Origin of the sequence: Streptomyces sp. N35 (assembly GCF_016464295.1) — a bacterium.
Classification (GTDB): domain Bacteria; phylum Actinomycetota; class Actinomycetes; order Streptomycetales; family Streptomycetaceae; genus Streptomyces.
Map to the genome: position 1 here is coordinate 24,734 of NZ_JAEIMH010000050.1, position 25,750 is coordinate 50,483.

Below are 25,750 nucleotides of genomic sequence, written 5' to 3' on the forward strand. Positions count from 1 at the left end.
GGCGTACGGCGCGAACCCCGGCCCACAGGGGCGGCAACCCTCGAGGGCTGCCGCGCATCACAAGAAGGTCAGAGACGAGCGGTCAGATGCCGGTCTTGGGCAGCACAGGGATCGTCACCGGACGCGGCTTCGGCTTCGGCTGCTCGGGAATCTTCTCGTCGACGACCTTCGCCTCGGTCGTCTTCCCGTCTGTCACCGTGACCTTCTGGTCGGGAGCAAGCTGGAAGCCGTCGACCGCCTTGACCTCGTGCACGGTGTACTCACCGGGCGCGAGGCTGACTACAGACCACTGGCCCTTCGCGTCGGTCTTACCCGACGCGACGGTCTTCCCGGTCTTGTCCTTGACCTCGAACTCCACCCCGGCCAGGGGCTTGTTCGTGTCGGACGCCGTCTTGACGACCTTGACGCCACCCTTGAGGGCGTCCACCTGGAACCCGGTCTGCCCGGTCGCGATCGCGCTCTGCCCGACGACGAGCATCCGCTGGGCCTTGCTGTCATTCGGCTCGACCGCCGTCAGCGCAGTGCTGGGAAGATTCTTCGCCGTCGCCTTGATCGACGCAGCACCCGGGTCCTTCACCGTCAGCACGGCCTTGGCCACCCCGTCCGCGCCGGTCGTGGTCTCACCCTCCGCGCCAGCGGTGTTCGACCAGGTGTAATCCAGCGCCACGTTCGGCACCTTCGTCCCGGATGCCGAGGTCACCGTGACCTCTGCCTCGACCTTCGAGCCCGGCTTCAGCCCGCTCGTCGGCGTCTTCGGCGTCACGTTCACCTTGTAGGGGCCGGCGAACTTCGCCGCCTCCTGCATGTACGCGTTCGCCTTGGTCTTCACCTCGGCGGGCACGTTCGGGTAACTCAGACGCTCCAGCGCCCGCTTGCCGTTCGGCAGTGCGTACTCGGTGCCCGGGTTGAGGTAGGTGTAGGTGGCGGCGTCGACGGCTGCGGCCTGCGCGTCCGAGGTGGTCTGCCCGTACTTGTACAGCACGTAGGACACGCGCATCACGTTGACGGTCGGGACCTGCTTCCCCGTCATCCGGGACGTCCAGGACGTGTGCAGCTTCTCCGGCTTGTACCCGCCGGAGGCGTCAGGACCAAGGTCCAGCGGATCCGCACAGTAGAGAACCTTGGTCGCCGGCAGGTTCGGCACCTTGATATAGCCGCCGATATGCGAGGCGCCCGGGTTCCCGTCCGAATCCGGGATCCTCATGCCCGGTCCGAACGTATCCGACAGCACACCCGGCACCGTCTTCGCGTCGCTGCCGTCCGCGGCTATCGCACCCGGCGCGAGCAGGACGCCCACGCCCAGCGCAGCCGCCGTACCAGCAACAACCGAACACCGAAACCGCTGACGATGATGCGCAGGCGCCGACGATGATGCGAAACTCATGCATGTCTCCACTCTGGTGGTGATGGAGCCGGGCCCGGCCACACATCGGCCTCGGAAGCTAGGTGACCGGGTCCGGCGACCCGCCCTCTAAGGGCGGGTCATACGAGGTGGTGAAACAAAGGGGCATAAGCTCTAGCGCCCAACCACCAGCATTGATACGAAAACGTACACTAAGTACGTGGATCGATCAAGCCTCTTTGTCCCTTATAGGGCCAGTCGGCTAGACCGCCAACTAGCAGGAGTTCATGTGCCACGGCAGTTCGATGGCAGCCGGGTGCGCGCTGTCAGACGCGGTAGAGAGCTCAGCCAGAAGGAGCTGGGCGCGATGCTGGGCGTGAGCGGCCCGGCCGTTGCGCGTTGGGAGAGCGGCGAGGACTTCCCAAAGGGCGAGAAACTGCCGGGGATCGCCGCAGCGCTCCAGCAGGACCTCGACGCCCTCTTCCCCTTTGACGGACCTGCGGACTTGCAGCTCCTGCGCTGCGACGCAGGCCTCAGCGTGGCGCAGGCATCCGAGGTCATCAACGCCAGCCGCGTACCCCTGAGCAACGCAGAATCCGGTCGGCGCCGCCTCCAGGATGCTTACGTGGGCCCGCTCGCACAGGCCTACGGGGTCACGGTGGAAGTGCTGCTGACTGCACAGGATGTGTCGTTCGGACTTCGCGCTTCAGAGCCGTCCGCGCCGCGCACCGTGGGAGAGAAGATCAACTATCTGCTCAAACACGGTTACGTCGGACAGGCTCCGCCGTCCGACGAGCAGATCGCGCAGGCCGTCAACGAGCATGCAGGCATGGCAAGCATGACGGCCGACGACATCGCCGCACTCCGCACGGGTGCGACGACAGACGTCTCGGAGGCAGTGCGCGCAGGCCTGGCATATGCCCTCCAGGTCGACGTCGCCATCTTCCACGATGACGTAGAAGTAACTACTGAAGTCCGCGAGTTCCTCGAAGCCGTCCGCTTCCTCGGGTCTATTCACCAAGGCCAGATCCTTGGCCTGGCTGCACGTGGTAACCACAAGGGCTTGTCAGCAGACCTAATGGCGAAGATCAACGATGTCGTCGGAGAGCTGAAGCACAAGCTGCCGGACGCATAGGCCCCAGCGAGACCAGCCTTGGGACAGGCGTCCGCCAGCCTCAACCGACCCCACATCCCCGGCCTCTGGCCTCCTCATGCAAGCCAAGGCTCGGGGATGTCCCTCCGGCCTGCCGCAGCAGCTGACTACGACACAGCGGACAAGTCCACTCCGAGCAGGCTCGAGAGGGCGGCCACCGTCTGCCTGGGGTCGTTGTTGTGTACCCCTGCGAAGCCGAGCTGCTCCGCCGCCTGTACGTACGCCTCGGAGTCGTCGACGAAAACGCACTGGCTGGCTGGCATGCCCATTGCCTTGAGCGCGATCTCGAAGAGCTCGGGGTCAGGCTTGCGCATCTGGTAGTGCTCGGAAATCACAACGGCGTCGTACCGCTTCTCAAGGTCGTAGCCCTCGTAGAGGTCCCAAGGGGCAAGCCCCACAGAGTTGGACAAGATGCCCACCTTGATCCCGGCGCGCCTCGCCTCGGCGGCAGCATTGATCAGCAGCGGTTCAGGGCGCAGGTCGCCGAAGATCCTGCCCATCAGGTTGTCAGGAGCAACTCCGAGCTTCTTACCCGCAATCTCGTTCCACTCTGTCTGGCTGACCGCTCCGCGCTCGAGATCGCTGGTGATCCGGACACCCTCTTCGTCCTGGTAGAGAGCAGAGATGCATGCCCCCTGGGTTAGTCCTTCACGCTGCTCAAAGGCGAGAACCACGGGCAGGAGCGGCGTGGTGAGAACTCCACCAAAATCGAGGATGAGGCCGGTGCGGTGAGACATGCAGGAACTCCAGTGATGAGAAATTGAGGGGGAATGTCGTGTTCTAGGTTTCGGTGCTTCATGCGCGCTACTCGAGCCCCAGCTTTTCGGACTGCCGAAGAAGCCCTTCTACATCGGCCTTGCTGATCTGCGCATATACCGCACTGACCCTCATCAGCCAGGCTGCCTCGCTGTCCGTGTCAACGAACGGCTTCGCCGGCAGCGCCACTGTGGCGTACGGGCTGGCCTGGGCGAAGGCAACGGATCGAAGCGCTGCTGCAATCCAGTACGCCTCGGCTGCCGGTTCGGGGTCAGAGTGCGCTGCGGTGGCTTCTTCAGCAGCCCACAGCAGCGTCTCCGGTGCGTAATACCGGAGCTTGTCGCAGGCATCGGCGATGTCCTGGGTCCATCGGTCCAGGCGGACATCGCTGGGGGCATGCATGTGAAGCATCTCCGCCAGGCGCGACCCTGGCGGGTAAAGACTCGTCCCGGGGAAGGCCTTCACCAGGTCGAGCCACATTGGGTACAGGCGGTAGAGCGTTCTCCATGTTTTCCAACGAGCAGCGGCCGCGCTGGTGGTGGGGATACTCGCGCCCGCCGCCACCATTAGGAACAGCAGGTTCATCCACATCGCCGTGAGATCGACGAGCGTCGTCATCGTGGAAGGACTCATCGGGAAAAGCACTGCTGCCCACACGATGCCGATTCGGGCCGTCGTGTGGAGGAGCCCCATCCACATCGAGATCCCCATCACTCCGAGCCCGATGCGCATGCTGGTTGTCTCGGCTTCCCGGGCCGCGCGCGTCCATTGATAGCCACAGACAGCACTAGTGACGAGCGGAAAGAAGTAGAAGACGGTCATGTAGGCCGCGGCGCCCCACTCCCCGGCATGATCGCTGATGAAGTTTTCGCTCTGACGCTGACGGTCCACCACAGTGAAGAAGAGGATGACGAGCAGGGTCACGCCTATCGCACCTGCACGATAGGAAGCACGGGCGATCCAGCGTGACACCGCGACGTAGCGAGGCACCGCGGCCTCAGTGCTCTTGCCGTAGCTGGTTGCGACATAGGTCAAGGACGCGATGATGGCCGCGGTGCTGGCGAAATGCCTCAGGAGAGCACTCAGGTCAACCACGGGGATGCGGTCCACAGCCTGCGCCACAGCCGGCGTGTAGAGCCATAGAGCCACGGCGAACCCGGCGTAACCACCCCACAGGGCACGCCGGTGGGCGTCTCCGTAGTGCACTGCGGGAGATCGCCAAACGGCAATAGCGGTCATCACCACCGCCGTTAGGTATTGGAAGTAGGCGAGCATGCCGTCACTCCGAGCTGGATCCGCGCCGCGGCGGGGCAACAGGGTGGGCCAGCGATGACTCCAGAAGGCTGACCATGTCATTGCCAGTGACCGGCTGGCGGCGGGCCAACCGCTTGATCAAAGAAGCCGACATCTCAGCCTGCTTCTCCTCAGGACTGTCGTAGTTGACTCGCCCCTGGACGACGGCCGACGGGAACCGCCGAAGGACTTCCTCCCGGATGTGTTCAGGGACGTACCGCTCAATCTCTTCAGCCGACAGGTTGCTTCCGTGGTCCAGCCACTCGTGCACGAGCTCATGCAGGATGATGTGCACGGTCTGGTTACGACTGGGCCGTCGGCGGTAGAGCACGATCGTGAACTCCGGCGTCCTGACCCGAAGTCCGCACGCAGTGCCCGGCCCCCCGTCATGCTCGTCAAATGGCACCAGCCGGATCTGGCGATTCAGCGCATGCTCCATGTTCCGCACCAGCGCCTCGACGCTGAAGGGCGTGGGAATGGGCAGATCCACAAGTAGCCTCTCGCATTCCTTCACGAGAGCGCGCCTCGAAGGGTCCCGCCGCCACAGCCACCCCCAACGCGTGGCCGCTCCAGGGAAGCAAAACGAGCGCCACCCTGGGCGCAGAGGAAGGTCGCCGTTTGTCGAATTCCGCCACCACATTGGACTGGACCCTCTCCGTGCGTGTGCTGCTGTCGCGCGTCGTGCCGTCGCATCAGTGACTGCAGGCGGCGCAAGATTCAGGATTCGAACATGTTCCCTATTTAGGGAGTCGCAGAAGGTCGTTCTCTGACGGGGTCGGCGAGGCGAAATTTCTTCGGTACGCACGCAGCCGTGCAGCAGCTGACCGGCAAGGGTGTCAGTGGTCCAGGTCCAGGCCGTGATCAGGAAGTTCCGAGTCGGGTAGCCCTTCCAGCCGCTGGGTTTCCCGGATCGTCTTGGTGAGCTCCCGTACCCCTTCAGTGGACAAAGGGCCCGCGCTCTGGCACACGTTGAGCCCTGCGCCTTTGGCGTCGCGCATCGCCTCAAGGAGTTCGATCTGCGCCCGAACCCGCTCGGCTACCTCACTGTCGGAGAAGTAGGCCGTCTGGATGCCGAAGTAGCCGGCCACTGCCTCAACGACGGCCGAAGACGGATCCCACACCTCGCCAGTGCGCAGCTGCTGAAGCAGAGCGGAAGAGACCGGCCCACCGGACGCCTGGATTTCCTGTGCGACTTCAGCGTTGGTGTACGGGCCGCGGGATACCGGGTGGACCTTGGTAAACAGGTACTCCAGCCGCTCGGCGAAGGCCTCCCGGTCTACAGGCCCGGCCGGGGGCGGCTCTGGGACCGGAGGCGGGAAGGGCCACTCCTGCGCCGCCCGTTGTGCACCGATGTGGGCATCCTCGTTGGGCAGTGCGCGGGGTGACGACCGCTTTTGCTTACTCCTCCACCACATGGGGATCCCTCTGTTTCGTGCTGTTACCCCCGTCGTGCAGTCGCGTCGGCGGCTGTGTAGGTCACGCCAAGGGGGAAGGTTGCAATGTCGAGCACGCTCCCTTTTCGCGGGGGCGCGGAAGGCCATTCGCTGACGCGGCCGGCGACCGCTTCGCTTATGCGAGTGCGAGGGGGCGGTCGGCCCATCGGAACTGCGGGCCGGGCATCAGGTCGGGAGCGTTTGTTCCGCCCGGCCAGGAGAGGAGCGACGCGCACCGGCCGGCGATGGCTCGTCGCTCGAGCGTCGAGCGCGCATGGAGGAGCATGGGGTGCATGGGCGTCACCTCCTCAAGGGGGCCGTAGGCAGGAAGATTCGGAGCCTTCGGACGGAGTGAAAGGGTCGCGCGTCAGGCGTATTTGGAAGGTACGGCACCCGCCCTCACTGACGGGCTGTCCGCCTTGGCTCCGAGTGGTCACTCAAAGAACACTCTTACTCTCCGTGTCGGCCGCTCGCCGGGGGAGCGCCGTGGCAATGTCGGCGAGAAGTGCCCTGACCTGGGGAATTGGCATGCAGTCAGGCGCCTCTGTCGGGTCTTTAGGCCTGCCGTCAGACGGGCCGAAAGTCCCGACATGGCGCGTTATATGTTCGTTAGCGAATGTCCAGCTTTTGAGACAGCCAGGCACGTCGAGGTCCGCGTGCGCGGCATCCCAGCTTCCTCAGGTGGGGTGTCAGGCGGCGCCCTGCTTGGTGTTGGGCCGCGGGTCCGTCTTGCCGTGCGGCAGGAAGTCGAACGAGGGTTGGTCTGTGTCCAGATCGATCACCAGGCGCGCTTCGAGCGCATGGGCGATGCGGTAGAGCAGCTGCAGTTTCGGAAGGGTGCCGCCGCCTTCGATGCTGGAGATCTGCGACTGCCCCATCTCGGCTCGGTCGGCCACGTCCTTCTGAGACAGGCCCAGTTCCGTGCGCCGGTCGTAGACAGCCTGGCCGAGAGCGAACTGGGCGGCGATCTCAGCCCGCAGCGCGGATTCCTTGGGGCCTTCGCTGTAGCCCTCGGTGAGCTTGCGTTCCCTGGTGGTCTTCCAGCGACTGTGGCTCATAGTTCCTCCTCGATGCTGCGGCTGTACGCCTCGTGCGCTTCGTCGTGTTCGGCCTCGCACAGCTTCAAGGCGCGCTCAGCACGCTCGACCTCGGCGCTCTCTCGCATCTTCGTCTTACGGAACACCGTCAGCAGCACGATCCGCCGGCCGGGGGCCAGCCAGTACGTGAGGCGGATCGCGTTGCCGTCCAAGTCGAAGCGCAGCTCCCGGAGCTTGCCGCCCAGGTGGCGAGACCATTGGCCGCCGAGAGTGGTGGGCATTACCTGGAGGCGTTCGGTCGCGAACTCCGCCGTCTTGTAGTGGCGAGGTGGCAGGGTGTCGAGCCATTGCCGTACTTCCGGCTCGATCTCGACGGTCCACAGCTCTTCGCTCACACAGCTCAGGCTATCAAGAAAATCTGATACTGGCTTCCGGGTCGTAAACCCTGGATAGCAGCGCAGCTCCCGGGCCAGCACCATCTGCCGTGGCCGCTGCGCCGCTCCGGTGACCTGCCCGCGCGCCGCAATCCCCCGCTCCCCGGGCCCTCTTACCGTGGCCCGGTCATCGAGATCTGAGGATGGTGTTGGTGCCGTACAGCCAGGTCGTGGCCCGACTCGTACGCCGCGCCCGCGAGCGACGCGACCCGAACGCCGTCGCCGGCTTCACCGCCCACTACGGTCCCCGCACCGGCCGCGGCCTCAGCCAAAAAGAGGTCGCCGCCCTCGCCGACGTCTCCTACAGCACCTACCGGCGCCTCGAATCCGGCAAGATCCAGGAATACAGCGACCTCTTCCTGGAAGCCGTCCGCCGCGTCTTGGATCTCGACTACGCCGAGTGGACGATCCTCTACCGCCTCACCCACGACCACCCCCCGCCAATGCGCACGTGGACTCAACGCCACGACCTGACCGAGCACATGCGGCGCCTGGTGCAACACCTCGGCCTGCCGGCCTGCATCGAAGACCAGTGCTTCGACATCGTCACCGTAAACGCCGCGATGCTGCGCTACTTCCCCTACATGGGCGACGGCATCAACACCATGGTCTGGGCCCTCACCTCCCCCGAGGCGCGCATCCAGCTCATCGACTGGGAACACGCCTGGGCGCGCCCCTTGATCGCCCAACTGCGGGTCCAGGCCGAGCAGAACCGCACCGCCGAACGCCTGCGCGAGGTCGTGGCCACGGTCCGCGCGAACCCCACCATCGCCGACCTGTGGGACACCGACCTGCCCGTCATGGCCCACCCGCCACGCAACGACCGGCGCCGCATGTACCTCGCCGGCCACGGCACCACCCCGTACACCATCACCCTGGTGCCGTTCACCCCCGACAACGAACCCCGCTGGCGCCTCCTCATCGTCACCGAAGCCGACGAGACGGAATAGCGCCCACGGCGCTGCGCTACAGGCCCGGCGGTCGGCGTCCGCAGTGCCGTCAGGCACTCCGGTCGCCTGTGCGCTCGGAGCGGATGACCGTGTACACGACCCGGGCGAGCAGCAGCACGGCCGCTGTGGCGGCCAGGACGGTGACGGGGCCCGGCACATGGCCCCAGATCCCCTTCCAGGCCGCCGCAGCCAGCAGGAACATGGCGAGTTCCGGGAACAGCCGGTCCAGCAGTCCACCATTGCGCAACGGATTCTTCATCCCGGCCAGGCCCTTCAGGTTCGTCATTGCGCCCCTTCTTCAGTACCGGGTGATGGCGGTGGTGCCACTGGTGGTGCCGATCGCGATGTGCGGTGTGGCGTTCGGCTTGAGCCATGCGGTCAGCTTCGCCATCGCCGCCGCCGGTACGGACACGCAACCGGCCGTTGCACCACGCCCGTTGACGTGCAGAAAGATTCCCGCGCCCCGATGTTTCACGGGCTTGGCGTAGTTGTAGTCGATCACGACCGCGTGCGCGTACTGCCCGGTGTAGTCGGCGAGATGCTCGGCCTCGCTCGCCCGGCAGTCCTTCGGCAGCGGGGCCACCCACCGGTTCAATGAAGTGGACTTGTTGTCCTGGCACCACCATGACGCGTTGGTGACCTTCTTATACGGCAGGCTGGTGCCCTTGGGGGCCGGCTTGGTGCCGAACGCGAACGGCATCCCGAACAGCCCGGTCGGTGTCGTCCAGGTGCCCTGCTTACGCGTCGCACCGTCGGCCAGGCCGTTCGCGCCGAATCGGGCCGGAGCCGTCCCGGCCTGCTTCCACACCTTCCCGGACTTCGTCCACCAGGTCAGGGTGCCGGTGGTCGACTTCAACGACGCAGCCGTCACGGTGATCAGTTGTGTGCCGCCGCCGGTGGACTTCATCGTCGCGGGCAGCAGCTTGCCGGTCGCCTTGGGGGCGGTGAGGGTCAGCTTCTGCCCGACCCGGATGGTGTTCGGATCGGGCAGGTTGTTCCAGGCGGCGAGGGTCTTCCACCCACCCTTGATCCTGTACATGGCGGCGATGCCTGCGAGGGTCTCGCCGCGCTTGACGGTATGACTCGCCGGCGCCGTGGCGGCGTTCGCGGCCGGGGCGATGACGGTCATCGGAGCGACGGCCGCGGTGGACAGGGCCACGGCGGCAAGCACGCTGCGCAGGCGGGTCATCGATACCTCCCAAGACGTGCGGGGCAGGACGGTAAGGGGCAGGCGGGAAAAGGGATCCGCAGGTCAGCCGATCGCGATGCGGGGCTGGGCTGTGGGGTCGATCCACCGCATGAGCTCGGTGGGCTATGACCACGGTGCGGGTGCGGTGGGTGTGCGGCGGTGCATGGTCCAGTTCCTGACGTTTCAACAGTTAAGGGTGAGTTAAGGCCACTTCGAGGCCCGGGCGGCAGAGCCGAAAGACCCTGACCTGCATCGCCCCCGCGCACGCGGGGCGGGGTGAGCCAAGCGGGCGACAGACCGGCGTGCCGGGGGCACCAGCACGACCGGTACGGGCGGGAGTTCGGGGATGCTGCACCGGTGCGAGGGGTTCGCGTCTGACCTAGCTCGTCACCAGCCGGGACTGCGGATCTGAACCGCCGTCCCGGCCCCAGAAGCCCAGGGCGGCGACTTCCTCCCCGACGCCGCCCCGGCTACCCGGCCCCGGCCGCTACGACCGGCGCCGGTAGCGGTCCCGCAGCCGGGCCAGATCTTCCGCCCCCACCTCGTCCTCCATGGCCCGTTGCGGTCGCAGGCCGGCCACGGCGCCAAGGTCGTGGGGTTCGACAAACAGGTTCTGCCACTGAGGTTTCGGAGCCCGTGGCCGGCCGGCTGTGTCGGCACGTGCGGTGAGGACCGTGGACGAGGTCATACCATGACGCATACGTACGCTTCTCCTTCTACGACTTCAACGCCACGCCGGGACTCTGCTCACCGGGCAGGGTCTGGTCGGGGCAGGTGTTCAGCACCCGGGTCATGGCGTCCTTTTCGGCAGCTGTGATCCACAGCTTGTAGGTGGCTTTCACCGCGATCTGCCGCGCCACGTAGATACACCGGTACGACTTGTTCGCGGGCAGCCAACTGGCGGCATCAGCATCGGACTTCTGCTGGTTGGCCGGCCCGTCCGCAGCAAGCAGGTTCAGCGGATCGTTCGCAAGGGCCTCACGCTGGGACTGCGAGATCCGCTGGGCGCCCTTCTGCCACGCGTCAGACAACGCCACCACATGATCGATCTGCACGGCCATCGACGTGGCGCGGCCGCGCACGAAGTCGATGCGCTTACCGGTGTACGGATCAGCAGCCCGGGGTCATCCCCATCAGCGCAGTGACAGGGGTGGTGCCTGCCTCGGTGTGCCATTGCAGCGAAAGGCCGGATGGGGTTCCGACGTCGGTGGAGGCGTGCTCCCACACATCCTGGTCGATGGTGTCGCGGATCGCGACGAACTCGGCATCTGCGGGAGCGACTTCCAGGGCCCGGCGCAGATAGCCGGCGAAGCCGCGGGCTACAGCATCATGGTTGAGCAGCAGGCGGGGCGCGGTGTCGTCGAGGAGCACCCAGCGCATGAGGCTCCCACCCGGTCGGCACGCCTGAGCGGGCAGGAGGCCGCGGGCAGCGTCGTTGACCTCGATGGTGCGCCAGGCATAGTCGACGATCATCACTGCGCCGGTGGAGCCGGTGAGGAGGATACGTTCGCGGTCACTCGGCGGCGTGCCGAAGAACGCGAACGGCTCCCGTTCACTGTCGGGCACGGCCAGCAGGTCAAGGACTGCGTCCAGCACATCCTGGCCAGGCCAGAAGGATCCTGATTCCAGTGCGCTGTACTGCTCAAGGCTGATGTCGGCGCGTGTGGCGGCGTCCTGCGCCGATAGTCCGGCGCGCAGCCGACGGGAGATCAGCGCGTCACCGACGGTGGCAGCGTGGCCTGCCCCCGGGGCGAGGATCGGCACGGCCAAGGATCGTTGCGCTGCCTGGTAGGTCTGGCCGGTGGCCTCCGCATGCCGACGGATGCGGCTGCGGCGGGCGCGGTCGTGGTTCGGGTGGCGGGGCATCTCAAGCCTTGCTTTCCGGCGCGGCCCCGTGAGCCGGCACGTCTCGAGCCAAGGCGAGCACAGCAAGGAGATCAACGCGGTGAGCAGAGCTCTTCGAGCCGTGGAGGCTCTCGATCACGGGGCGAGAACCAAGCTGGGGCCGCCAACGAAGTCCGGCCGAGCAGCATCGTATGTCCGGAACGCTCGTCGCTCTACTCAATCCGACCTGTCGGCGCGGTGTCTCAAGGGGATGGCCGGGTGCTGTCGGTGAGCATGATCGTGGGTTGGCCGGTGTGCCGGGCGATCGCTTCGAAGTCACGGTCGCAGTGCAGCAGTTGGAGGCCGGAGAGTTCGGCCACTGCCGCGACCATCAGGTCGACCGGTCCGGCGCTGCGATGCTCACCGTGATCGACAAGAAGCTGCTGGACCTGCAGGGCTCTGCGCAGAGTGTCGTCCGGGATCGGTACCCAGCTGTAGAACCCTCCCAGGTACTGCTGCATCTGCTTGTGGTGCGCGGCAGAGCGTGCGGAGCGAAGAATCTCCAGTTCCGTGATCTCGCACATGCCGACCAGCCCGGCATCCAGTGCTTCTCCCCATCCCCAGGCGTCTGCGCCGTGCAGCAGGAACCGTGCCGCTGCTGAGGTGTCGGCCAGATACTTCACGCAGCCTGGTCCCGGTCTTCACCAGCAGTGGGGCTGGGACGGTAGGCCGTCTTGTCCGTCAGGACGTCGAGATCCAGGGCTTCGGCAGCGATGCGCTCGGCCGCGATCCGGGCTTCGTGGCGCTTGACTCTCTCACTGACCTCACGCAGGGCACGGTTGACGGTGTCCTTCTTCGTCTTGGTTCCGAACGCGTCCTGCGCCACAGCCAGTGCGTCCTCGTCAATCTCGATCAACGTCTTACCCATACCGCCACTCCTCTTCGTATATCTAAAATCTAGCATGGATATACGAAGTGGTTGGGCATCGCGCCCAAGGCTTGCCAGCGTGCGCCTGCCAGGGGATGGCCTGTGGGATCAGGCCTCGTCGCCCTGATGATCCAGAGTGAGTGTCATCGTCGCGCCGGCCGCCGGCAGGGGAATGTTCCAGGCCCGGCACAGCGCGGCGGCGAGTCGGCCGAGGCGCCGGGTGTCTGTCGAGCGGGTGCGGTGGGTGTGGCGTGTGGTGGGCTCGGCGAGCCAGCCTGCCCGGTCGTGCACGGCCACCGGATCCAGCCGGAGCCCGCCCCGATAGGCGTCACTGTCCCAGCCGGGGGTGGTCACGGCCCGGAAGATGATCTGCGCGGGTGCGTGGTAGAGCTGGCTGGCGATCTCACGGGCCTCGTTCAGGAGTTCGCGGCGCACCTGATCTCTCAGGTCCCGGTTCATCGCCACACCAGGATCAGTTGGACGCCGAGGAGCAGGCCGGCCAGGGCCAGGCCGACGGACTCAAGCAGGGACCTCGGCCGCGGCGCCCTCAACGATTCTTCTCCCGCTCGATCACCGTGGTCGCTCGCCGCGTCTTTGGCGCTCTCGCGGTCTCGTTTCAGGTCGGCCTTCAGCCTGTCCAGGCCGGTGATGGTGGCACGCGTCTGCTCGTACAGCGCTTGCTGCCCAAGGTCAGTGAGCATCACCCGCACCAGGCCCGAGCCCTTGGGGATCTCACGGCTGATCACATGCCCCTCAGCCGCCAACTGATGCAGCTGCCAGGCCAGGGCCCGCCTGCGGATGCGCACCTGGATCCAGAGTTCATCGGAGGCCAGCTCGCCGCCCGCTTTCGCCAACGCTATGTAGATCCGTAGGCGTTCCAAGGACACCTTGTTCAGCATGTCCTTGCGCGCCACGTCAACACCCAATGCTCCCGCCTCGTCTCCTCATATCTGGACAGCACACAGGGCGGGCGGAGCCGCGGTCAGGGCACGGTCCCGCCCGCCCTCACGTGCTGGGAGGGCGGGACCGCACCGTGATGACGCGATCAGCCTGTTGCGCCCCGGGTGTCGGTGGCGGGGCGGGCGTGGCGGCCGCGCCGCCGGCCGAACCCGGCAACGCCCAGGGCGGCAGCCCCGGCCGCGAGCAGACCACCGGCGGCGAGGGCTACCGGCGCAGAACCCTCAGCACCGGTAGAGGCCAGACTCCCGGCCGGTGTCGAACTGTCACCGTTGTTGGTGTGGGGCAGGGATGCGGCGACCGGCGCGATCGCGTCGCCGCCCGTCTGAGACCCGCTGCCCGACCCGGACCTACCGGTGCCGGAGCCAGTGGAGTTCGTACCTCCACCGGACTGGCCCCCGCCCGAACCGCCGCTACCGGTGCCGGGCTTGGTTCCCGAACCGGGAGCAGGGTCAGGCTTCGGATCCTTCCCGTCGCCCGGGCTCGGGCTCGGCGTCGGATCCGGGTCCGGGCTCGGGTCTCCCCCATCACCAGGCTCCTGTCCGTCACCCGGGTCGCCAGGGTCTCCCCCGTCACCGGGGTCACCGGGGTCGCCGGGGTCGCCGCCGTCACCGGGATCCCCGCCATCGCCTGGATCCCCGCCATCGCCTGGATCCCCGCCATCGCCTGGATCGCCGCCGTCACCGGGATCCCCACCGTTGCCAGGGTCGCCACCGTCACCCGGGTCAGTGCCATCCCCCGGATCGCTGCCGTCGCCGGGGTCGGTGCCGTCGCCCGGCTCAGTCTCATCCCCAGCCGCCGGATCAGTCTCCGGGGCCGGCGTCCCGTCGTCGTCGGCGCGTTCCTTGTCGCCGGTTTCGGTATCGGCCAGGTCATCAGAGACAGCAGCGACCGGGCGGCTGCCCGTGGCAGGCTCGGCGGCCTGCGCGCTCGTGGCACCGAAGACACCGACAGCAGCGGCGGCCATCGTGGACGCCGTGACCCGCTTCAGCGTCCGTATACGCGAATTCTTTGTCCACATGAACCAGACAACTCCCTTGCACAAGAATCGAGATGGGCAAAACTTGAGGCCCTGGCCGTCACCGGTGTGACAGCCAGGGCCTGGAGCATGCAACACATTGCCTGTGGACAGAGACCAGCGAAATTCGACACCACTCCCGGCCCTGTGGACAGATATGCAGAAATTCCCAGATTGGCACGGCTGCAATCCAAGTAGCCGACCTGGAACGAGAGTTGAACCCATTCCGCATCGAGATACGCCACTCTGTATGGACTGCATTCGTTGCGCGCATCAGCATCTGCGACATGGGCGCGGCCGGTCAGCACGAGCCTTTGAGGATGTAGAGGTCGTGCGTCCGCACTGGTGACAATGGGCCAGTGTTCCCTGTGGTGGCAGTCTCAGAGCTAGTCGGTGGGGAATCATTTCGGCTGTGCTGAATCTCGTGCAGTTGGCGTTGCTCTGTCTGCCGCTTGCTCTGCTGATCGTCGCGGTGTGGGCCATGGTCAGGGCGCATCACACCCCGCAGGGCGATACTGCTGCGACCGCAGTCGCCGACGCAATTCTGCTCGCCCTGTGGTCCGCTGCGCTCGCCATGTGCGCCCTGGCCTTCGCGTACTTCTACTTCTGACCCCACCCCGCAAACCCGGGAACAGGCCGCGCCGAAAGCGCATTGCCTGCTACCCGCCTTTGGGGAAGAAGGGCGGAGTCCAGCCGATGTATTTCGCGCGCCATTTCGTCTCGAACATTTCGATGTCGACGACGTCGATATAGCCCGGGCGCAGGATGTCGTTGGAGGCGACCTGTCCGTTGCCGAGGTAGACGGCGATGTGCCCGGCGCGATGTCCGGTGTCCCAGTAGAGGAGGGCGCCGGGGGGTGGGTGGCGGTCGCCGCGGTGCTGCATGTCCTTCGGCACCACGGAGAAGTGGTCGATGGCGTAGGTGACGCCGGAGAACTGCCAGCCGTAGACGATCGCGGTGAAGGCGAGGCAGCGCTGGTACCAGTCGCCGGTGGAGTTCGCTCCGGCATGGGCTTTCGCCCAGGCGATCGCATCCTCCACGGAGCGCGGGTTGTTCAGGGTCCAGGTGGCGGTGCCGTCGGTGAACTTCCCGCCCGCGCTGCCTCCCGGGGTGCCGGCGGTGTCGGGGCACTCTCCCGATGCGGCGTCATCGCCGCTGCCGGAGCCATCGCTGGAGCCGCCTTCGGTGGAGTTCGGTTTGCCGGTGTTGGTGCCGGCGCGCTCGAGGTCGATCCCCGCCTTCTCGGCGAGGGCGCGCATCGCGGACTCGTGCCCGGCATACAGGTCGGGGAAGGCGGAGCGCTGCACCTTCTGGGCCGCGACACCCGGGGGCATGGTCTGCCATCCCGCGATGTCGACCAGACCCGGGTTCGTGCCCCGGCCGAGAAAGAACGATTCAGCAGCGTAGGAGGGGGTGCGGATCTGGGCGGGTGTGCCCCAGGCCTGTGAGGGGCGTTGCTGGAACAGGCCGAGGCTGTCGCGGTCCCCGTAGTTGAGGTTTTGCAGGGTGGATTCCTGCATCGCCGTCATCAACGCGATCAGGGTGGCCTGCCCCGGCAGCCCCAGCTTGACCGCAACCTGGTCGATGACTTTGGCGTTGGCGAGCTGCTGCGCGCCGACCGGCCCGCTCGTCTGCCCGCCGCCACTGATGGGGGAACTGGCGGCGGTGCCGGGGCCGGTGTCCTCGCAGGAGGAAGCCTGCGCCGGAGAAGGGACCAGGGCGCCGAGGAACAGCAGCGCGATCAGAAACAGAACAGCGCCGATGACCCCGGCTTTCAGCATCACCCCCTTCTTCACCACGCCGGTGGCGCGCAGGGTGAACCCGGCCGCCTGGCGGGAGTTCACTGCTCGACCCCCAGGACGCGGGTGACCATCCACGCATTGCCAGGTGTGGTGTCCGCGCGGGAGATTTCCAGGGTGAGGCGGCGGGTGTAGGTGTAGTCGGTGGTCCCCTTCACGGCGATCTTCACCGTCGCGTTGCGCCACACCCGCACGCTCGTGTCCGGAGCGGGCCGCTCCTTCCCGGCCGGACTCGTAATGGTGACCTTCACGGGTTTGGCTTCGGAGGCCTGAGCGGCGACGAGCTGGTTGAAGTCCAGGTCGTCGTAGCGCTTCAAGTTCTCCACCAACGGCTGCGACATATACGCCGCAGCGCGCTCCACCGCCGCCTCATGCGTGCCGTCCTGGAACGGAAACCGCGTGGAGTACGCCGTGGCGAAGCCCTTCGCCGTCCTCTCCGGATCCTGGCCAGCCTGCGGATCCTCGGATGCTGCGCTGGGGGTGGGCAGCGGCGGAATGTCTGAGGCGAACGGCGCCGGCGTCGAAGACGAGGAAGCGCTGGGCGAGGGCTTCGCCGTCGCCTGGCTGTTCCCGCTGTTGTCGGGCCAGAGCCAGGCGGCGCCGGCCACCACTCCGGCCAGGACCAGCGCGATGACGGGTATCGCGGGCCCGGTGGGGGTGTTGCGGCGCTCGGCTCGGATGGCTGCCGTGCGGTCGGTGCGCTGCGCCGTACGCCACGCCTTCTTCGCTCGGCGCCGTTGCCTGCGTGGCAGGGCCGCCATCTCGGGCGGGAGTGGCTGATTGCGCAGCACTTCCCGCCACTCGGCAGCGGTCTGCGGCACTGCCGGCTGCCGGTTGCCTGCACCAGGCTCGGTGGCTTCCTCAGCGGAGGCAGGTGCGCCGTCGTGGTCCTGGTCGTGGCGGGCGGAGTCGTCGTGATCGTCGTGGTGGTCGTTGGTGTGGTGGGGCATGGCGGAGCCTTCGGGACGGGGCCAAATGGGGGCGGGCGCACTGGTTTTGGGCGTGCGGGGGTAGCGGACGGTCCCCGGCCCGCCCGAGTTGGGGGCGTGGCCGGGAGACCGTCCGAACGCAGTGGTGCGAGAGAAGAGAAGGGCTGGGTCAGCCGGCGGTGGTTATGCGGAACCGTTTCCGCTGACGGGCGGCAAGGGGCCAAGGGGCTGGCCGGTGAGTGCGGTGTTCACCGCCGTACGCGCCGCCGTGGATGCGACCGTGCGGGCAACGGTCTGGGTGCGGGGCGGCGGCGGATACGTACGGAACCGGGTCTCCGGAGCAACGCGCTTGACCACCCGCCCCTCGATCACAGGCCGGCCCGTACCCGGGGTGACAGGCGGGGGCGGGGTGCTGTGGGACATATACCGGGGAGCACCCGACCGCACCGCATACCCACCCGCGCCAGCGCCCGTGGCAGGCAGCGGAGTTGTGGGCCCGCCGTGCACGGCGGGCGCGGTGTGCCGGCGCTGACCAAGCTCGCTCTTCGACACCCCACCAGGCACAGGCACGTGCGCTCCCGTCGTCGCGTACGCACCGTGCGCTGCCGGCGTAGGACCACTGGCCGTACTGGGCACGGGGCCACTGGGCGGCGGGAAGGTGCGAACCTTCGCCACCCTTGCGCTGCTCACGCCACCCCAGGCCCCGCCACCCACGCCGCCTGCCATCCCGGCACCGTTGGGCGTGGAGTTGGCCATCTTGTTCAACGCGTTGCCGGGTGCGGCGGCGGCCTTGCCGCCGAAGCGGGCCAGCGGCTTGGCGACCTTGGTGGTGGTGTTCAACAGGGAGCGGCCCATCAATGCTGCGCCCGAGGTGGAGACGATGCCTTCGAGCTTGCCCTTGAGCTGGAACGCCATGACAGCAGCCGCGATGTTCAAGGCCGAGACCATCAGCCAGCCATACGTGGGCAGCAGGCTCATCATCGCGGTGGACACCGTCATCACCGCGCCGAGCAGCATCGTCACCACGAAGCTCACGAGGGTGAGGCCGACGAGGGTCTCGAACCACTGCACACCCCAGGAGCGGGGCCTGCCAGGAATGCACCACAGACAGGCGAAGACGACGCCGCAGAACAGCAGCATCAACGAGCCGATCAGGGTGGCGAGGGTGGTGAACGCAAGCATCAGCACCAGGGCAGCGAAGATCGCTGCAGAGACCAAGGCAGCGATCAGAACACCGATCCTGCCGCCCGGGTTGTGTCCCTCCATCCATTTGTCCGCGTCGTCGCCGACCTTCGCCTTCTCTGTCTCAGTCTTGATGAAAGATTCGCGGGCATCCCGGTCGAGGCCCTTCTTCAGCACGTTCTCGCCCCACTGCTGGCAGGCGTTGATGGAGCCGAAGTTGGCGATGCACCAGGGCGTGGCGGCGTAGGTGCGCCAGACGGCGTCGGAGGCCTTGCGGATGGTGTCGTCCTTCGCCTTGCCCGAGAACGACGCCGGCTGCTTGGTCTTGAACGGCATCGCGTAGTTGCCATCGCCTGCCAGTGCCCCGTTGACCGCGGTCATCGACACCGAGGCGCCGGCCTGGCGGGCCTCGTCCACGCCCTTGACCCAGGTCGTCGGCGCGGTCAGGAACGTGGTGGCCAGGGCAGCTGAGGCCATGACCCAGGCGATCTGGGTGAACGGACTCGCTTCCGCCCGCCGCATCCAGGCGATGAACATCCCCACCGCCAAAGCGGCCGGGAGGATCCCCTGGACCATGGGGGCCGCGGCCGCGCCCATGGCCTTGCCCAGAGGCTGCTCGATCTCCGGCAGCGAGATGGCATTGAAGCACCACTGGGTCGCCACCACCGTGGCGCGCACGATCAGGGTGAGGATGCTCATCAGCATCTCGGCGATCCCGTTCAAGGTGCCGTCGATCAGATCGCCGCCCAGGAGCTTCTCGGACAGCTGGTTGTCGAGCTGGTAGGCGCCCGGGTCATACGACTCGAACAGCGTCCGTCCCGCACCGGGCGGTGTGACCGGGGAGGGCATCATGTCGCCGATCCCGCCCGGCTTGTACTTACCGCTGTCATCAGCAGCCGTCGCGGCCGGCGCGAGCACACCCATCGTGGCCAGGACCCCGGTGAACCACAGCATCAGGGTCCGTATGCGCGGCAGTTTGGGGCGCCTGAGCACACGCGCACCGGCTCCATGGTGGTCGGTGCGGGAATGGTGGGCGAGTTGCTTGGGGCTGGGCAGTCGAGGAAGGCGAGATGCGGACTTTCGGCGCACGGAAGGTCACCTGGCTTCAGAGTCGGTCCCCCTCGCTCCCCCCCCGGCGGGGGCGGGGGGCGGGGGGAGGGGGGGGAGGGGAGAAGCGGGGGGGAAAGGGCCCGGGTGTCCTGGGGCTTTGCCCGGTCGTCGGTCCACTGCTGCACCCTCCACGCGCCGTCGTCCTGTTTGATCAGGCGCAGTGCGTAGCGGTTCTGGTCGCCGCCGTGGGGTGACACGAGAGTGGCGAGCAGACCTTTGCCGGCGGGGTGTTCGTCGCTGGCGGGCACGTCCTGAACATGGCTGATGGTGACCTTGTCTGCCGGACGCGTCTCGGTGGTAGTGCCGTTGCGCTTGTCGTCCTCGCGTTTCTCCTCAAGCCGGGCCTTGCCCGCGGCAATGCAGTCCTTGAGGGTGCCGTCGCGGTGGACGGACGCATCCAGGTCGCACAGAGTCTTTTCATCGGTGGGCGCGATAGTGATGGCCTGCATGTAGCGGGTGGCTGCTTTGGTGATCTGCTCGTCCTCGCTGGGCCCGTCGGGCTTGCTGCTGCACGCGGTCGCCAGCGTGCCGAGCAGCACGAGCGCAGTGACGGCCAGGGCGCGGTGCCGGGCGGCGGCCGGGGTGTTCATGTTCATGATCAAGTCCTCCTTTCCTGCGGGGAGAGCGGGCTGGGCGGTGCATGACACAACTCGCCCAGCCCACGCGCGTTTTGGGGTGTTCTGGGAATGTTCAGCGGAGTATGACCCGGCTTGCCTGTGGACAGAGACCACGCATGTGAGGGCGGCTGCGGGGGTCCTGTGGACGGCCTTCGTCGCGTACGCCGACCCGCCCCCGGCTCGTACGGGCCGCCCTGGCCCGTGGCCTAGGCGGCCTGTCCCTCGAGGGCGGCTTCGCTCGGACTGTTGGTGTGGTCTTTGGCGTTGGTGGACAGCAGGCGGAGCAGGTCGGTGTGGGGGGCGTCGAATTGGAGGGTGGCGAGGCGGTCTTGGTGGTCGCGGATGATGCAGTGGCCGTGCCGTACGCTCCCGTCGCCGCTTTTGCCGAGGCCGTGGATGAGGTCGCGGCTGGCTTGTCCTGGGGGCAGGTGGAGCAGCTCGATGAGGGCGTCTTGCTGTTCTTTGGTGGACAGTTCGAAGGCGAAGAGGGTGGTGATGGCTTCGAGGACGCCGTCGAGGCCTTTGAAGCTGCCGGAGTCCTGGGTGTCGAGGCCGAAGGAGGTGTCGAGGGCGCGGCCGGTGCGGGCGACGTAGTCGAGGAACTGCCGTCCGTCCGAGGTGGAGGTCAGGACGTGGACTTCGGGGATGCAGATGAGTTTGGGCAGTTGGCGCAGGTCGAGTCGGGCGCTGGTGTTGAGGCCGTAGGCGATCAGGCCGCGCATCAGGGCGAGGGAGACGCGTTGGGCGGGGCTCATGTCGCGGGGCGCCGTGCCGGGCTGGGGGAGGTTCAGGCCGGGGATCTGCACCAGCCACAAGCCCGGTTCCGGGCGCAGGACTGCAGTGTCCGTGCTGGGTTTACCGAGGACGGGGGCACCGAGCGGAGTCTGCGCCAGCTGCGCCAGAGCCTGGCCCGCCTCCCGCGCAAGCGGGTCGTGTGACGCTTCGAGGAGTTCGATGACGCGCCACGATCCTGGATCGGGATGCGTGGCGATCTGGTTGCAGGCAGCAGTGAGCTGCACCTCGACGCCAGCCTCCCGCATCCGCTCCGGCAGCATGATCAGCATCTGAGAGACCACGTCCAGGACCGCGTCACGTTCCGGCAGGTCCATCCGGAACAGATCAGCAACACCCGGGGTGTCGATCCCGCAGCGCACCTGGTGCGAAGCAATGCCGAGGTATTCACCGGCGCGGATGAGGCCGGCTTCATCGCCCTTGAAGCCGAGCATCAGCGCGAACGCACCCTTGAGCGCCGCGTTCAACGTGGTGAGCATCATCGCGGTGGTCTTGCCACGCCCCGAGCGGCCGATGAACGCGGTGGTCGTGCCGTCACCACGGGAGGGTCCGGCGGTGATGTCGAACCGGCACACCCCCGGCGTCGTCCCGGTCAGCAGACCGACGATCGGCCCCGAACGGTCGCCGGCCTCCGAACCGCCCCAGAACATAGAAGCGGCCAATGCTTCGGTGGTGCGGATATGGCCGAGATCCGCCACCCGCAGCTGATCACCGATCTGGGTTTCCAGCCATAGTTCGCGCTGCTCGTCGACGGCGACACACACGTCGATGCCGATGCCGGCGTAGTGGGCGATCACCGCGTCGCAGCGGGCATGCAGGTCCTCCAGCGACAGTGTCGAGGTGACGATCAGGCGGGGGTGGTCTTCCAGGAGCGTGAGGTCGCCGCGGACCATCTGGTGGCGCAGGTCGATCATCGCCGCTTCGGTCTCCTCCGTCTCCGCCAAGGTTTCCCCCGCCGACCCCTCCCCCGCGCTCTTCCGCTGTTCCTTGGCCTTCTTGCGCTGCTTGTCGACGTCCTTGATGGCCTGGCCCTTGGGCCACACCTCGAACCGCACCGACGCCTCAGGACAGACGGGAATGTCCCGGGAGAGCTCCCGGCCTGTCACGGGGTCGATCGGGGGTTGGGGGTCGGGGTAGTGGATGTCGGACAGGCAGCGCAGCCATTCCTGCTCCCCGGGGGTAACCATCTGCGCGGGGAACGACGGCATCGCCAATACCGCCACCCACGCAGCAATCTCGCCTCGGTTGCCCATCAACTGCAGGTGGTCCGAATACGGCAGCGCCCGGGAAGCTGTGAGCCGGCGCAGCGCGGCACCGGTGATTTCCGGCAGACGCGGCGGCGCCGGCAGGGGCCGGTGCGACTCCCGCGAGATCGCCCATGCGAGGAGTTCGACCGGCGCGACGGTGGCGCGCCACGGGGACTCGAGCTTGCGCTCCACACGCCGTACCTGACCGGCGAGCTGCGCCAGTTCGGCTGTCGTGATGCCGGTGTGGGCGGTGCCCAGGGCGTGGGTGGTGGCGTTCTTGACGGTCGCGTTGGTGGTGCTGTCCCGCTCCGCGATCCGCACACCGAGCAGCAGGTGGCGCTGGGGCAGGTCGAGATCGTTCAGGCGCTCGGCCCACAGGCCGGCGGCCTTCTCCACGTCGCCCGCGGTGAACAGTTCGCGGGCCTCGGCCCGGTAGACCTCGCCGTCCAGCCGCGTCCACAGCACCTTGAGGTGGCACTGGTAGCCGGGCAGCGCCTTCGCCAACGTGAGCGCGGCCGTGACCTGTTCGCGGTCCTGATCACTCTCGGCCATCAGATCGGTGTTGGACGCCTGCAGTACGAACCAGGCCTCGGCGGCGGTGTCGGTGACCACGAGGCCGTCGGCCAGAGCGACCAGCTGCGGGGGCTTTTGGAACCGTTCGGTGCCCAGGCCCAGCAGCTTCCCGATCCGGGAGGTGCCCTTGCGGGCCGTCTTCGACGCAACAGCAGCAGTAGCGGTGGTGCTCATCAGGAGGCGTCCTTTGCGGTGGTACGGGCAGCTGTGGCCGGCAGGCGTGAGAGGTTCTCGGTGGCCTGGCCGCGCGCGAGCGCGCGGGCCTGTACGTCGGTGACGTACAAGGCCTGCACTGCTTGGGCTGGTTGGCCGGGGCGGACGGCGTGCACACGGCCCCGGGTCGTGGACGACCGGGGAGCAGGGTGAATGTGGGGGGCGAGGCGCTGCCACACGATGGGCGGCGCGTAACCGACCACACACAGGCCGAACTGATCGCGTAGAGAGCCGCGCAGGCCCTGCAGTCGGCCGCTCTGGGTGGACAGCAGGATGTGGATGCCGTGCGCGCGTCCGAGGAAGAGCAGTGCGGCCAACGCTTCGATGGCCGGGCTCTCTTGAGAGCTGAGGCTGGGGTGGGTGTGCTGCCAGAACTGCTCTAGCGCTGCCAGGGTGTGGTCGGCCTCATCGATGACCAGGAGGCGCCTGCCTGCCCACGTGCCGGCACCACCGCATTGGTGGGGCGTGTGTGCAGGGGTGTCCGTGAGGACGAGGTCGCGGGCTTCGTTGAGGTAGTCGTGGATCGCCTCCACGTCATCGAAGCGGCGGGCCTGTGCAAGGCCGTTTGTCCAACGGTGCTCTCGGCGCAGTGTCAGGACATCGACCCGGGCTCCGTGGGCGAGGGCCTGGGCGGCGAGGGAGCACAGCACGGAGGACTTGCCCGCTCCCGTGGCGCCGGCCACCAGGACGTGTCCGTCGCCAGCATGGAGGGTGATGGGCTGGTCGCCGTTGGCGAGGCCGACCAGCAAGGCGCCGGTCGCAGCAGCGTGGTCGAGGGCGATGCGAGTGTGGCCTTGGTCGGGGGTGACGAGGCTGCGCAGGGCGGTGATCGGCAGCAGCGACTGATCACCGCCCATCTGGTGCTCGGGTATCGAGGTCATCGGCTGCTCCTGGCCTTGTGGTGACGGGACGTACGGGTCTTGGTGTGTTTGGTGATCGCTTTGTGGAGGGCGTCGGGCCCATACGCGCGCACCTTCGGTGCGGTGGTGATGGGCGGGCCGTAGCTGTGGGCCGGATCGGTGCTGGCACCGTCCTGGCCGAGGGCGTGCAGGCCGGGCAGTTGCCCGAGGCCGGGAAAACGCTCCGCGAGGCGGTGGGTGCGCAGGCGCCTGCCGAGGCGTGGTGGAGGGATGAGGCCGCGGGAGATGAGGGGCCGGCAGCCGGGGATGAGGTAGCTGGCGGTGATGCCCCACAGCAGGAAGTTGCGGCGTCGCCAGTAGCGCGTGGAGCGCTGGGTGCCGTAGAAGGCGAGCAGGACCGGGGGCAGGAAGTACAGGGTCAGCGAGTACATCGACGGCGGGCCGAAGATGAGGGTGAGCAGCCCGGCCCAGAGCATGACGGTGATGAAGCCCTGCACCATTGCTTTGCGGGAGTAGCCCTCGCCGAGGTCGACGAACAGCTCGTACTGCTTCGTTTCCAGGTCCCAGTGCCGGGTCAAGGTGTGCGAGACGCGTGCCATGACAGGTCGCCGCCTCAGCCGATGAGCTTGTTGCCGAGCGACTTGAGCAGATTCACGGCGCTCTCCGGCGCCCACACCACGAATGCAACCAGCGCGGCTCCGGCCAAAGTGGTGACGAGCTTGCCCCACTCCGACTTCATCCAGTGCCCGATCACCCGCACGGCCAGCATGGCGACGAACAGATTGCCCAGGACCAGCAGCACCAGGGTCTTGATGGGACTTCCAGTGATCATGACGATGGCTCACTTTCGAAGAGGAGGGTTGGGGTCGGACAGGGCAGCACGTGGCATGCGGCCGCGCCCGTGTCGGGGCAGGCGGGGGTGAGGGCCGGGGGGGGTTAGTTGGTTTGTGCGGTGGCGTCGGTGACCTGCCACCGGGTCGCATCGCCTGCGCTGACCTGGGTGAGGGTGATGGCGTAGGTCTGGGTGAGCTGGGCGCCGGCCAGCTGCCAGCGCACCGAAGCCGTGCCGGTCCGCGTGTCGCCGTGACCGGTGTGAACGGTCCACTCCTCCAGCCCCACAAGGCGCATCCCGCTCGCGAGCGGGGAGATGTCGGAGCCGGGAGCAGCAGCCTGACCGGGCTTCCCAGCAGCCCATGCAGTGAGGAAGTCCTTCACCGTCGACTGCGTCTTCGACGCCAGGTCGGCATCGGATTCCGGGGCCGGCTTCTCCTCGAACGCGACGGGGGTGGGCAGGCCGACCAGCGCGGGCTGCCCGGTCACGATCACCCGCCCCGACGCCTCGGCAACCGGAACGTCCAGGCCGCGCCAGGAGGACACCGTCTGGTTCTTGCTGGTAGCAGAGACCCGGACATCCACCCGGACCCGCGCCCGCTGGCCGCCGCTTTGGACGACGGTGCCGGGGATGGTCTGGGCGACGAGCTGGTTGCCGTGTCCGTCCCAGCCCATCTTCGGATCCGCACCCGTCGGCAAATCCACCGCAAGTTCCTTCTCCCTCACCTCAGGAGTCTTTTCACTCCACGTCAGATAGGAACGGGCGAACCGGGCAGCAACCTGCTGCGCCTCCAACTCCGGAACATCGTCCTTCGCCGCCGCAACACCCGGATCGACTGCCGATTTCCCGGTATCCGTGTCCGGCGGGAAAAACCAGGTCCGTACTCCGGTGAAGGCAGCCAGCCCGATCACACCCCAGACCACGATCCGCCCGGCCTTGCGGCCGAACTTGCGGCCCGAGGTTTCCTCTTCCTCGGCCCACTCCCCCGGCAGCATCGAATGCGTACGAGACGTCCCGGATTCCTTTGCAGCAACATCTACTTGGCCAGGGGAACGGCGGGTAAGGGCATCGGCGAACGGATCTCCGGGCCCGGTTTCCTTTTCAGGAAGGTTGAGTATCTTCCGCAACGCACTCATGCATCACTCCATCCAACAACTGACGGCACAGCAAACGAGAACCGCTTCCCGGCTCCGTGGAGCGAGGCGATGAAGGGACGCTAAACCCATTGCCCTGTGGACAGAGACCAGCGATCCGCGAGACCCTGTGGAAAACAAATTGCGTC

General features: G+C 67.2%; 27 protein-coding genes and 1 pseudogene. 3 read left to right on the plus strand and 25 right to left on the minus strand.

The features are described 5' to 3' along the window. Positions 1-82 precede the first annotated feature (82 nt). Positions 83-1,297, minus strand: coding sequence for a SpaA isopeptide-forming pilin-related protein (locus tag JAO81_RS25590; RefSeq protein ID WP_199550282.1), 1,215 nt, complete (start codon positions 1,295-1,297; stop codon positions 83-85). A 361-nt stretch (positions 1,298-1,658) separates the two neighbouring features. On the opposite strand from JAO81_RS25590, the gene JAO81_RS25595 reads away from it, so the two are divergent. Beyond that, complete coding sequence (locus tag JAO81_RS25595; protein ID WP_307813691.1) at positions 1,659-2,477, plus strand: helix-turn-helix transcriptional regulator; 819 nt, start codon at positions 1,659-1,661, stop codon at positions 2,475-2,477. 125 nt (positions 2,478-2,602) lie between these two features. On the opposite strand, the gene JAO81_RS25600 is transcribed toward JAO81_RS25595, so the two are convergent. From JAO81_RS25600 to JAO81_RS25625, 6 genes are all read right to left on the minus strand, one after another. Next, positions 2,603-3,232 (minus strand): HAD-IA family hydrolase, encoded by a 630-nt coding sequence (locus JAO81_RS25600; RefSeq protein ID WP_199550284.1) that lies wholly within the window; start codon positions 3,230-3,232, stop codon positions 2,603-2,605. A 67-nt stretch (positions 3,233-3,299) separates the two neighbouring features. Beyond that, entirely contained in the window at positions 3,300-4,526 is a 1,227-nt protein-coding gene (locus JAO81_RS25605; RefSeq protein WP_199550285.1) for an MAB_1171c family putative transporter, read from the minus strand. A gap of 4 nt (positions 4,527-4,530) precedes the next feature. Further along, positions 4,531-5,034, minus strand: coding sequence for a hypothetical protein (locus JAO81_RS25610; protein WP_307813685.1), 504 nt, complete (start codon positions 5,032-5,034; stop codon positions 4,531-4,533). A 346-nt stretch (positions 5,035-5,380) separates the two neighbouring features. Continuing rightward, on the minus strand, positions 5,381-5,959 hold the full coding sequence (locus tag JAO81_RS25615; protein ID WP_199550287.1) for a Secondary metabolite protein: 579 nt from the start codon (positions 5,957-5,959) through the stop codon (positions 5,381-5,383). A gap of 707 nt (positions 5,960-6,666) precedes the next feature. Next, positions 6,667-7,035, minus strand: coding sequence for a helix-turn-helix domain-containing protein (locus JAO81_RS25620; RefSeq protein WP_199550288.1), 369 nt, complete (start codon positions 7,033-7,035; stop codon positions 6,667-6,669). Then, entirely contained in the window at positions 7,032-7,409 is a 378-nt protein-coding gene (locus tag JAO81_RS25625; RefSeq protein WP_307813686.1) for a type II toxin-antitoxin system RelE/ParE family toxin, read from the minus strand. The genes JAO81_RS25620 and JAO81_RS25625 overlap by 4 nt, the downstream gene beginning before the upstream one ends. Positions 7,410-7,600: 191 nt before the next feature. Here JAO81_RS25625 and JAO81_RS25630 point away from each other — a divergent pair, with 191 nt between their 5' ends. Next, the gene (locus tag JAO81_RS25630; protein ID WP_199550290.1) at positions 7,601-8,398 is read left to right on the plus strand and encodes a helix-turn-helix domain-containing protein; all 798 of its coding nucleotides are present in this window, start codon (positions 7,601-7,603) and stop codon (positions 8,396-8,398) included. A 49-nt stretch (positions 8,399-8,447) separates the two neighbouring features. Here the strand turns inward: JAO81_RS25630 and JAO81_RS25635 are convergent, their stop codons facing one another. From JAO81_RS25635 to JAO81_RS25675, 9 genes and pseudogenes are all read right to left on the minus strand, one after another. Beyond that, positions 8,448-8,684 (minus strand): hypothetical protein, encoded by a 237-nt coding sequence (locus tag JAO81_RS25635; RefSeq protein WP_199550291.1) that lies wholly within the window; start codon positions 8,682-8,684, stop codon positions 8,448-8,450. A gap of 12 nt (positions 8,685-8,696) precedes the next feature. Then, a complete protein-coding gene (locus JAO81_RS25640; protein ID WP_199550292.1) occupies positions 8,697-9,587 on the minus strand; it encodes a LysM peptidoglycan-binding domain-containing protein in 891 nt (296 codons plus the stop codon). Between the two features lie 487 nt (positions 9,588-10,074). After that, positions 10,075-10,287: a hypothetical protein gene (locus JAO81_RS25645; RefSeq protein ID WP_199550293.1), complete on the minus strand. Its 213-nt coding sequence runs from the start codon at positions 10,285-10,287 to the stop codon at positions 10,075-10,077. Positions 10,288-10,303: 16 nt separating this feature from the next. After that, positions 10,304-10,699, minus strand: a pseudogene (locus JAO81_RS25650) (HNH endonuclease family protein); the annotation flags it as partial. Next, positions 10,698-11,453: a helix-turn-helix domain-containing protein gene (locus JAO81_RS25655; protein WP_199550294.1), complete on the minus strand. Its 756-nt coding sequence runs from the start codon at positions 11,451-11,453 to the stop codon at positions 10,698-10,700. The gene JAO81_RS25655 and the pseudogene JAO81_RS25650, both read right to left, overlap by 2 nt. 221 nt (positions 11,454-11,674) lie before the next feature. Next, the gene (locus tag JAO81_RS25660) at positions 11,675-12,094 is read right to left on the minus strand and encodes a PIN domain nuclease (protein ID WP_199550295.1); all 420 of its coding nucleotides are present in this window, start codon (positions 12,092-12,094) and stop codon (positions 11,675-11,677) included. Next, the gene (locus JAO81_RS25665; RefSeq protein WP_199550296.1) at positions 12,091-12,339 is read right to left on the minus strand and encodes a type II toxin-antitoxin system VapB family antitoxin; all 249 of its coding nucleotides are present in this window, start codon (positions 12,337-12,339) and stop codon (positions 12,091-12,093) included. The genes JAO81_RS25660 and JAO81_RS25665 overlap by 4 nt, the downstream gene beginning before the upstream one ends. Positions 12,340-12,447: 108 nt before the next feature. Then, the gene (locus JAO81_RS25670) at positions 12,448-12,798 is read right to left on the minus strand and encodes a hypothetical protein (RefSeq protein ID WP_199550297.1); all 351 of its coding nucleotides are present in this window, start codon (positions 12,796-12,798) and stop codon (positions 12,448-12,450) included. Then, complete coding sequence (locus JAO81_RS25675; RefSeq protein WP_199550298.1) at positions 12,795-13,253, minus strand: hypothetical protein; 459 nt, start codon at positions 13,251-13,253, stop codon at positions 12,795-12,797. Before JAO81_RS25675 ends, JAO81_RS25670 begins: the two co-directional genes overlap by 4 nt. Before the next feature lie 1,473 nt (positions 13,254-14,726). Here JAO81_RS25675 and JAO81_RS25680 point away from each other — a divergent pair. Beyond that, positions 14,727-14,924, plus strand: coding sequence for a hypothetical protein (locus tag JAO81_RS25680; protein ID WP_199550299.1), 198 nt, complete (start codon positions 14,727-14,729; stop codon positions 14,922-14,924). 49 nt (positions 14,925-14,973) lie between these two features. On the opposite strand, the gene JAO81_RS25685 is transcribed toward JAO81_RS25680, so the two are convergent. The 9 genes from JAO81_RS25685 to JAO81_RS25725 all read right to left on the minus strand — a co-directional run bounded on the left by JAO81_RS25685 (position 14,974) and on the right by JAO81_RS25725 (position 25,604). Next, entirely contained in the window at positions 14,974-16,110 is a 1,137-nt protein-coding gene (locus JAO81_RS25685; protein ID WP_307813688.1) for a peptidase M23, read from the minus strand. 44 nt (positions 16,111-16,154) lie between these two features. Continuing rightward, positions 16,155-17,063 (minus strand): hypothetical protein, encoded by a 909-nt coding sequence (locus tag JAO81_RS25690; protein WP_199550301.1) that lies wholly within the window; start codon positions 17,061-17,063, stop codon positions 16,155-16,157. A gap of 162 nt (positions 17,064-17,225) precedes the next feature. After that, positions 17,226-19,217 (minus strand): hypothetical protein, encoded by a 1,992-nt coding sequence (locus JAO81_RS25695; RefSeq protein ID WP_199550302.1) that lies wholly within the window; start codon positions 19,215-19,217, stop codon positions 17,226-17,228. Beyond that, complete coding sequence (locus JAO81_RS25700; RefSeq protein WP_199550303.1) at positions 19,178-19,930, minus strand: hypothetical protein; 753 nt, start codon at positions 19,928-19,930, stop codon at positions 19,178-19,180. The genes JAO81_RS25695 and JAO81_RS25700 overlap by 40 nt, the downstream gene beginning before the upstream one ends. A gap of 227 nt (positions 19,931-20,157) precedes the next feature. Then, positions 20,158-22,737, minus strand: a complete 2,580-nt coding sequence (locus tag JAO81_RS25705) for an ATP-binding protein (RefSeq protein ID WP_199550304.1) — start codon at positions 22,735-22,737, stop codon at positions 20,158-20,160. Next, on the minus strand, positions 22,737-23,657 hold the full coding sequence (locus JAO81_RS25710) for a hypothetical protein (RefSeq protein WP_199550305.1): 921 nt from the start codon (positions 23,655-23,657) through the stop codon (positions 22,737-22,739). Before JAO81_RS25710 ends, JAO81_RS25705 begins: the two co-directional genes overlap by 1 nt. After that, a complete protein-coding gene (locus JAO81_RS25715; protein ID WP_199550306.1) occupies positions 23,654-24,235 on the minus strand; it encodes a hypothetical protein in 582 nt (193 codons plus the stop codon). Before JAO81_RS25715 ends, JAO81_RS25710 begins: the two co-directional genes overlap by 4 nt. A 14-nt stretch (positions 24,236-24,249) precedes the next feature. Then, positions 24,250-24,468, minus strand: coding sequence for a TcpD family membrane protein (locus JAO81_RS25720; RefSeq protein WP_199550307.1), 219 nt, complete (start codon positions 24,466-24,468; stop codon positions 24,250-24,252). Positions 24,469-24,572: 104 nt separating this feature from the next. Continuing rightward, positions 24,573-25,604 carry a conjugal transfer protein gene (locus tag JAO81_RS25725; RefSeq protein ID WP_199550308.1) on the minus strand — a complete coding sequence of 344 codons (1,032 nt, stop codon included), beginning with the start codon at positions 25,602-25,604 and terminating at the stop codon, positions 24,573-24,575. Positions 25,605-25,750: the final 146 nt, after the last annotated feature.

Bases quoted from the DNA above. Each gene is read 5' to 3' on its own strand.
- JAO81_RS25605 (WP_199550285.1), bottom strand. From the start codon at position 4,526: ATGCTCGCCTACTTCCAATACCTAACGGCGGTGGTGATGACCGCTATT.
- JAO81_RS25615 (WP_199550287.1), bottom strand. From the start codon at position 5,959: ATGTGGTGGAGGAGTAAGCAAAAGCGGTCGTCACCCCGCGCACTGCCC.
- JAO81_RS25710 (WP_199550305.1), bottom strand. From the start codon at position 23,657: ATGACCTCGATACCCGAGCACCAGATGGGCGGTGATCAGTCGCTGCTG.
- JAO81_RS25700 (WP_199550303.1), bottom strand. From the start codon at position 19,930: ATGAACATGAACACCCCGGCCGCCGCCCGGCACCGCGCCCTGGCCGTC.
- JAO81_RS25635 (WP_199550291.1), bottom strand. From the start codon at position 8,684: ATGACGAACCTGAAGGGCCTGGCCGGGATGAAGAATCCGTTGCGCAAT.
- JAO81_RS25645 (WP_199550293.1), bottom strand. From the start codon at position 10,287: ATGCGTCATGGTATGACCTCGTCCACGGTCCTCACCGCACGTGCCGAC.
- JAO81_RS25665 (WP_199550296.1), bottom strand. From the start codon at position 12,339: ATGGGTAAGACGTTGATCGAGATTGACGAGGACGCACTGGCTGTGGCG.
- JAO81_RS25705 (WP_199550304.1), bottom strand. From the start codon at position 22,737: ATGAGCACCACCGCTACTGCTGCTGTTGCGTCGAAGACGGCCCGCAAG.
- JAO81_RS25670 (WP_199550297.1), bottom strand. From the start codon at position 12,798: ATGAACCGGGACCTGAGAGATCAGGTGCGCCGCGAACTCCTGAACGAG.
- JAO81_RS25640 (WP_199550292.1), bottom strand. From the start codon at position 9,587: ATGACCCGCCTGCGCAGCGTGCTTGCCGCCGTGGCCCTGTCCACCGCG.
- JAO81_RS25655 (WP_199550294.1), bottom strand. From the start codon at position 11,453: ATGCCCCGCCACCCGAACCACGACCGCGCCCGCCGCAGCCGCATCCGT.
- JAO81_RS25715 (WP_199550306.1), bottom strand. From the start codon at position 24,235: ATGGCACGCGTCTCGCACACCTTGACCCGGCACTGGGACCTGGAAACG.
- JAO81_RS25620 (WP_199550288.1), bottom strand. From the start codon at position 7,035: ATGAGCCACAGTCGCTGGAAGACCACCAGGGAACGCAAGCTCACCGAG.
- JAO81_RS25725 (WP_199550308.1), bottom strand. From the start codon at position 25,604: ATGAGTGCGTTGCGGAAGATACTCAACCTTCCTGAAAAGGAAACCGGG.
- JAO81_RS25720 (WP_199550307.1), bottom strand. From the start codon at position 24,468: ATGATCACTGGAAGTCCCATCAAGACCCTGGTGCTGCTGGTCCTGGGC.
- JAO81_RS25690 (WP_199550301.1), bottom strand. From the start codon at position 17,063: ATGCCCCACCACACCAACGACCACCACGACGATCACGACGACTCCGCC.
- JAO81_RS25600 (WP_199550284.1), bottom strand. From the start codon at position 3,232: ATGTCTCACCGCACCGGCCTCATCCTCGATTTTGGTGGAGTTCTCACC.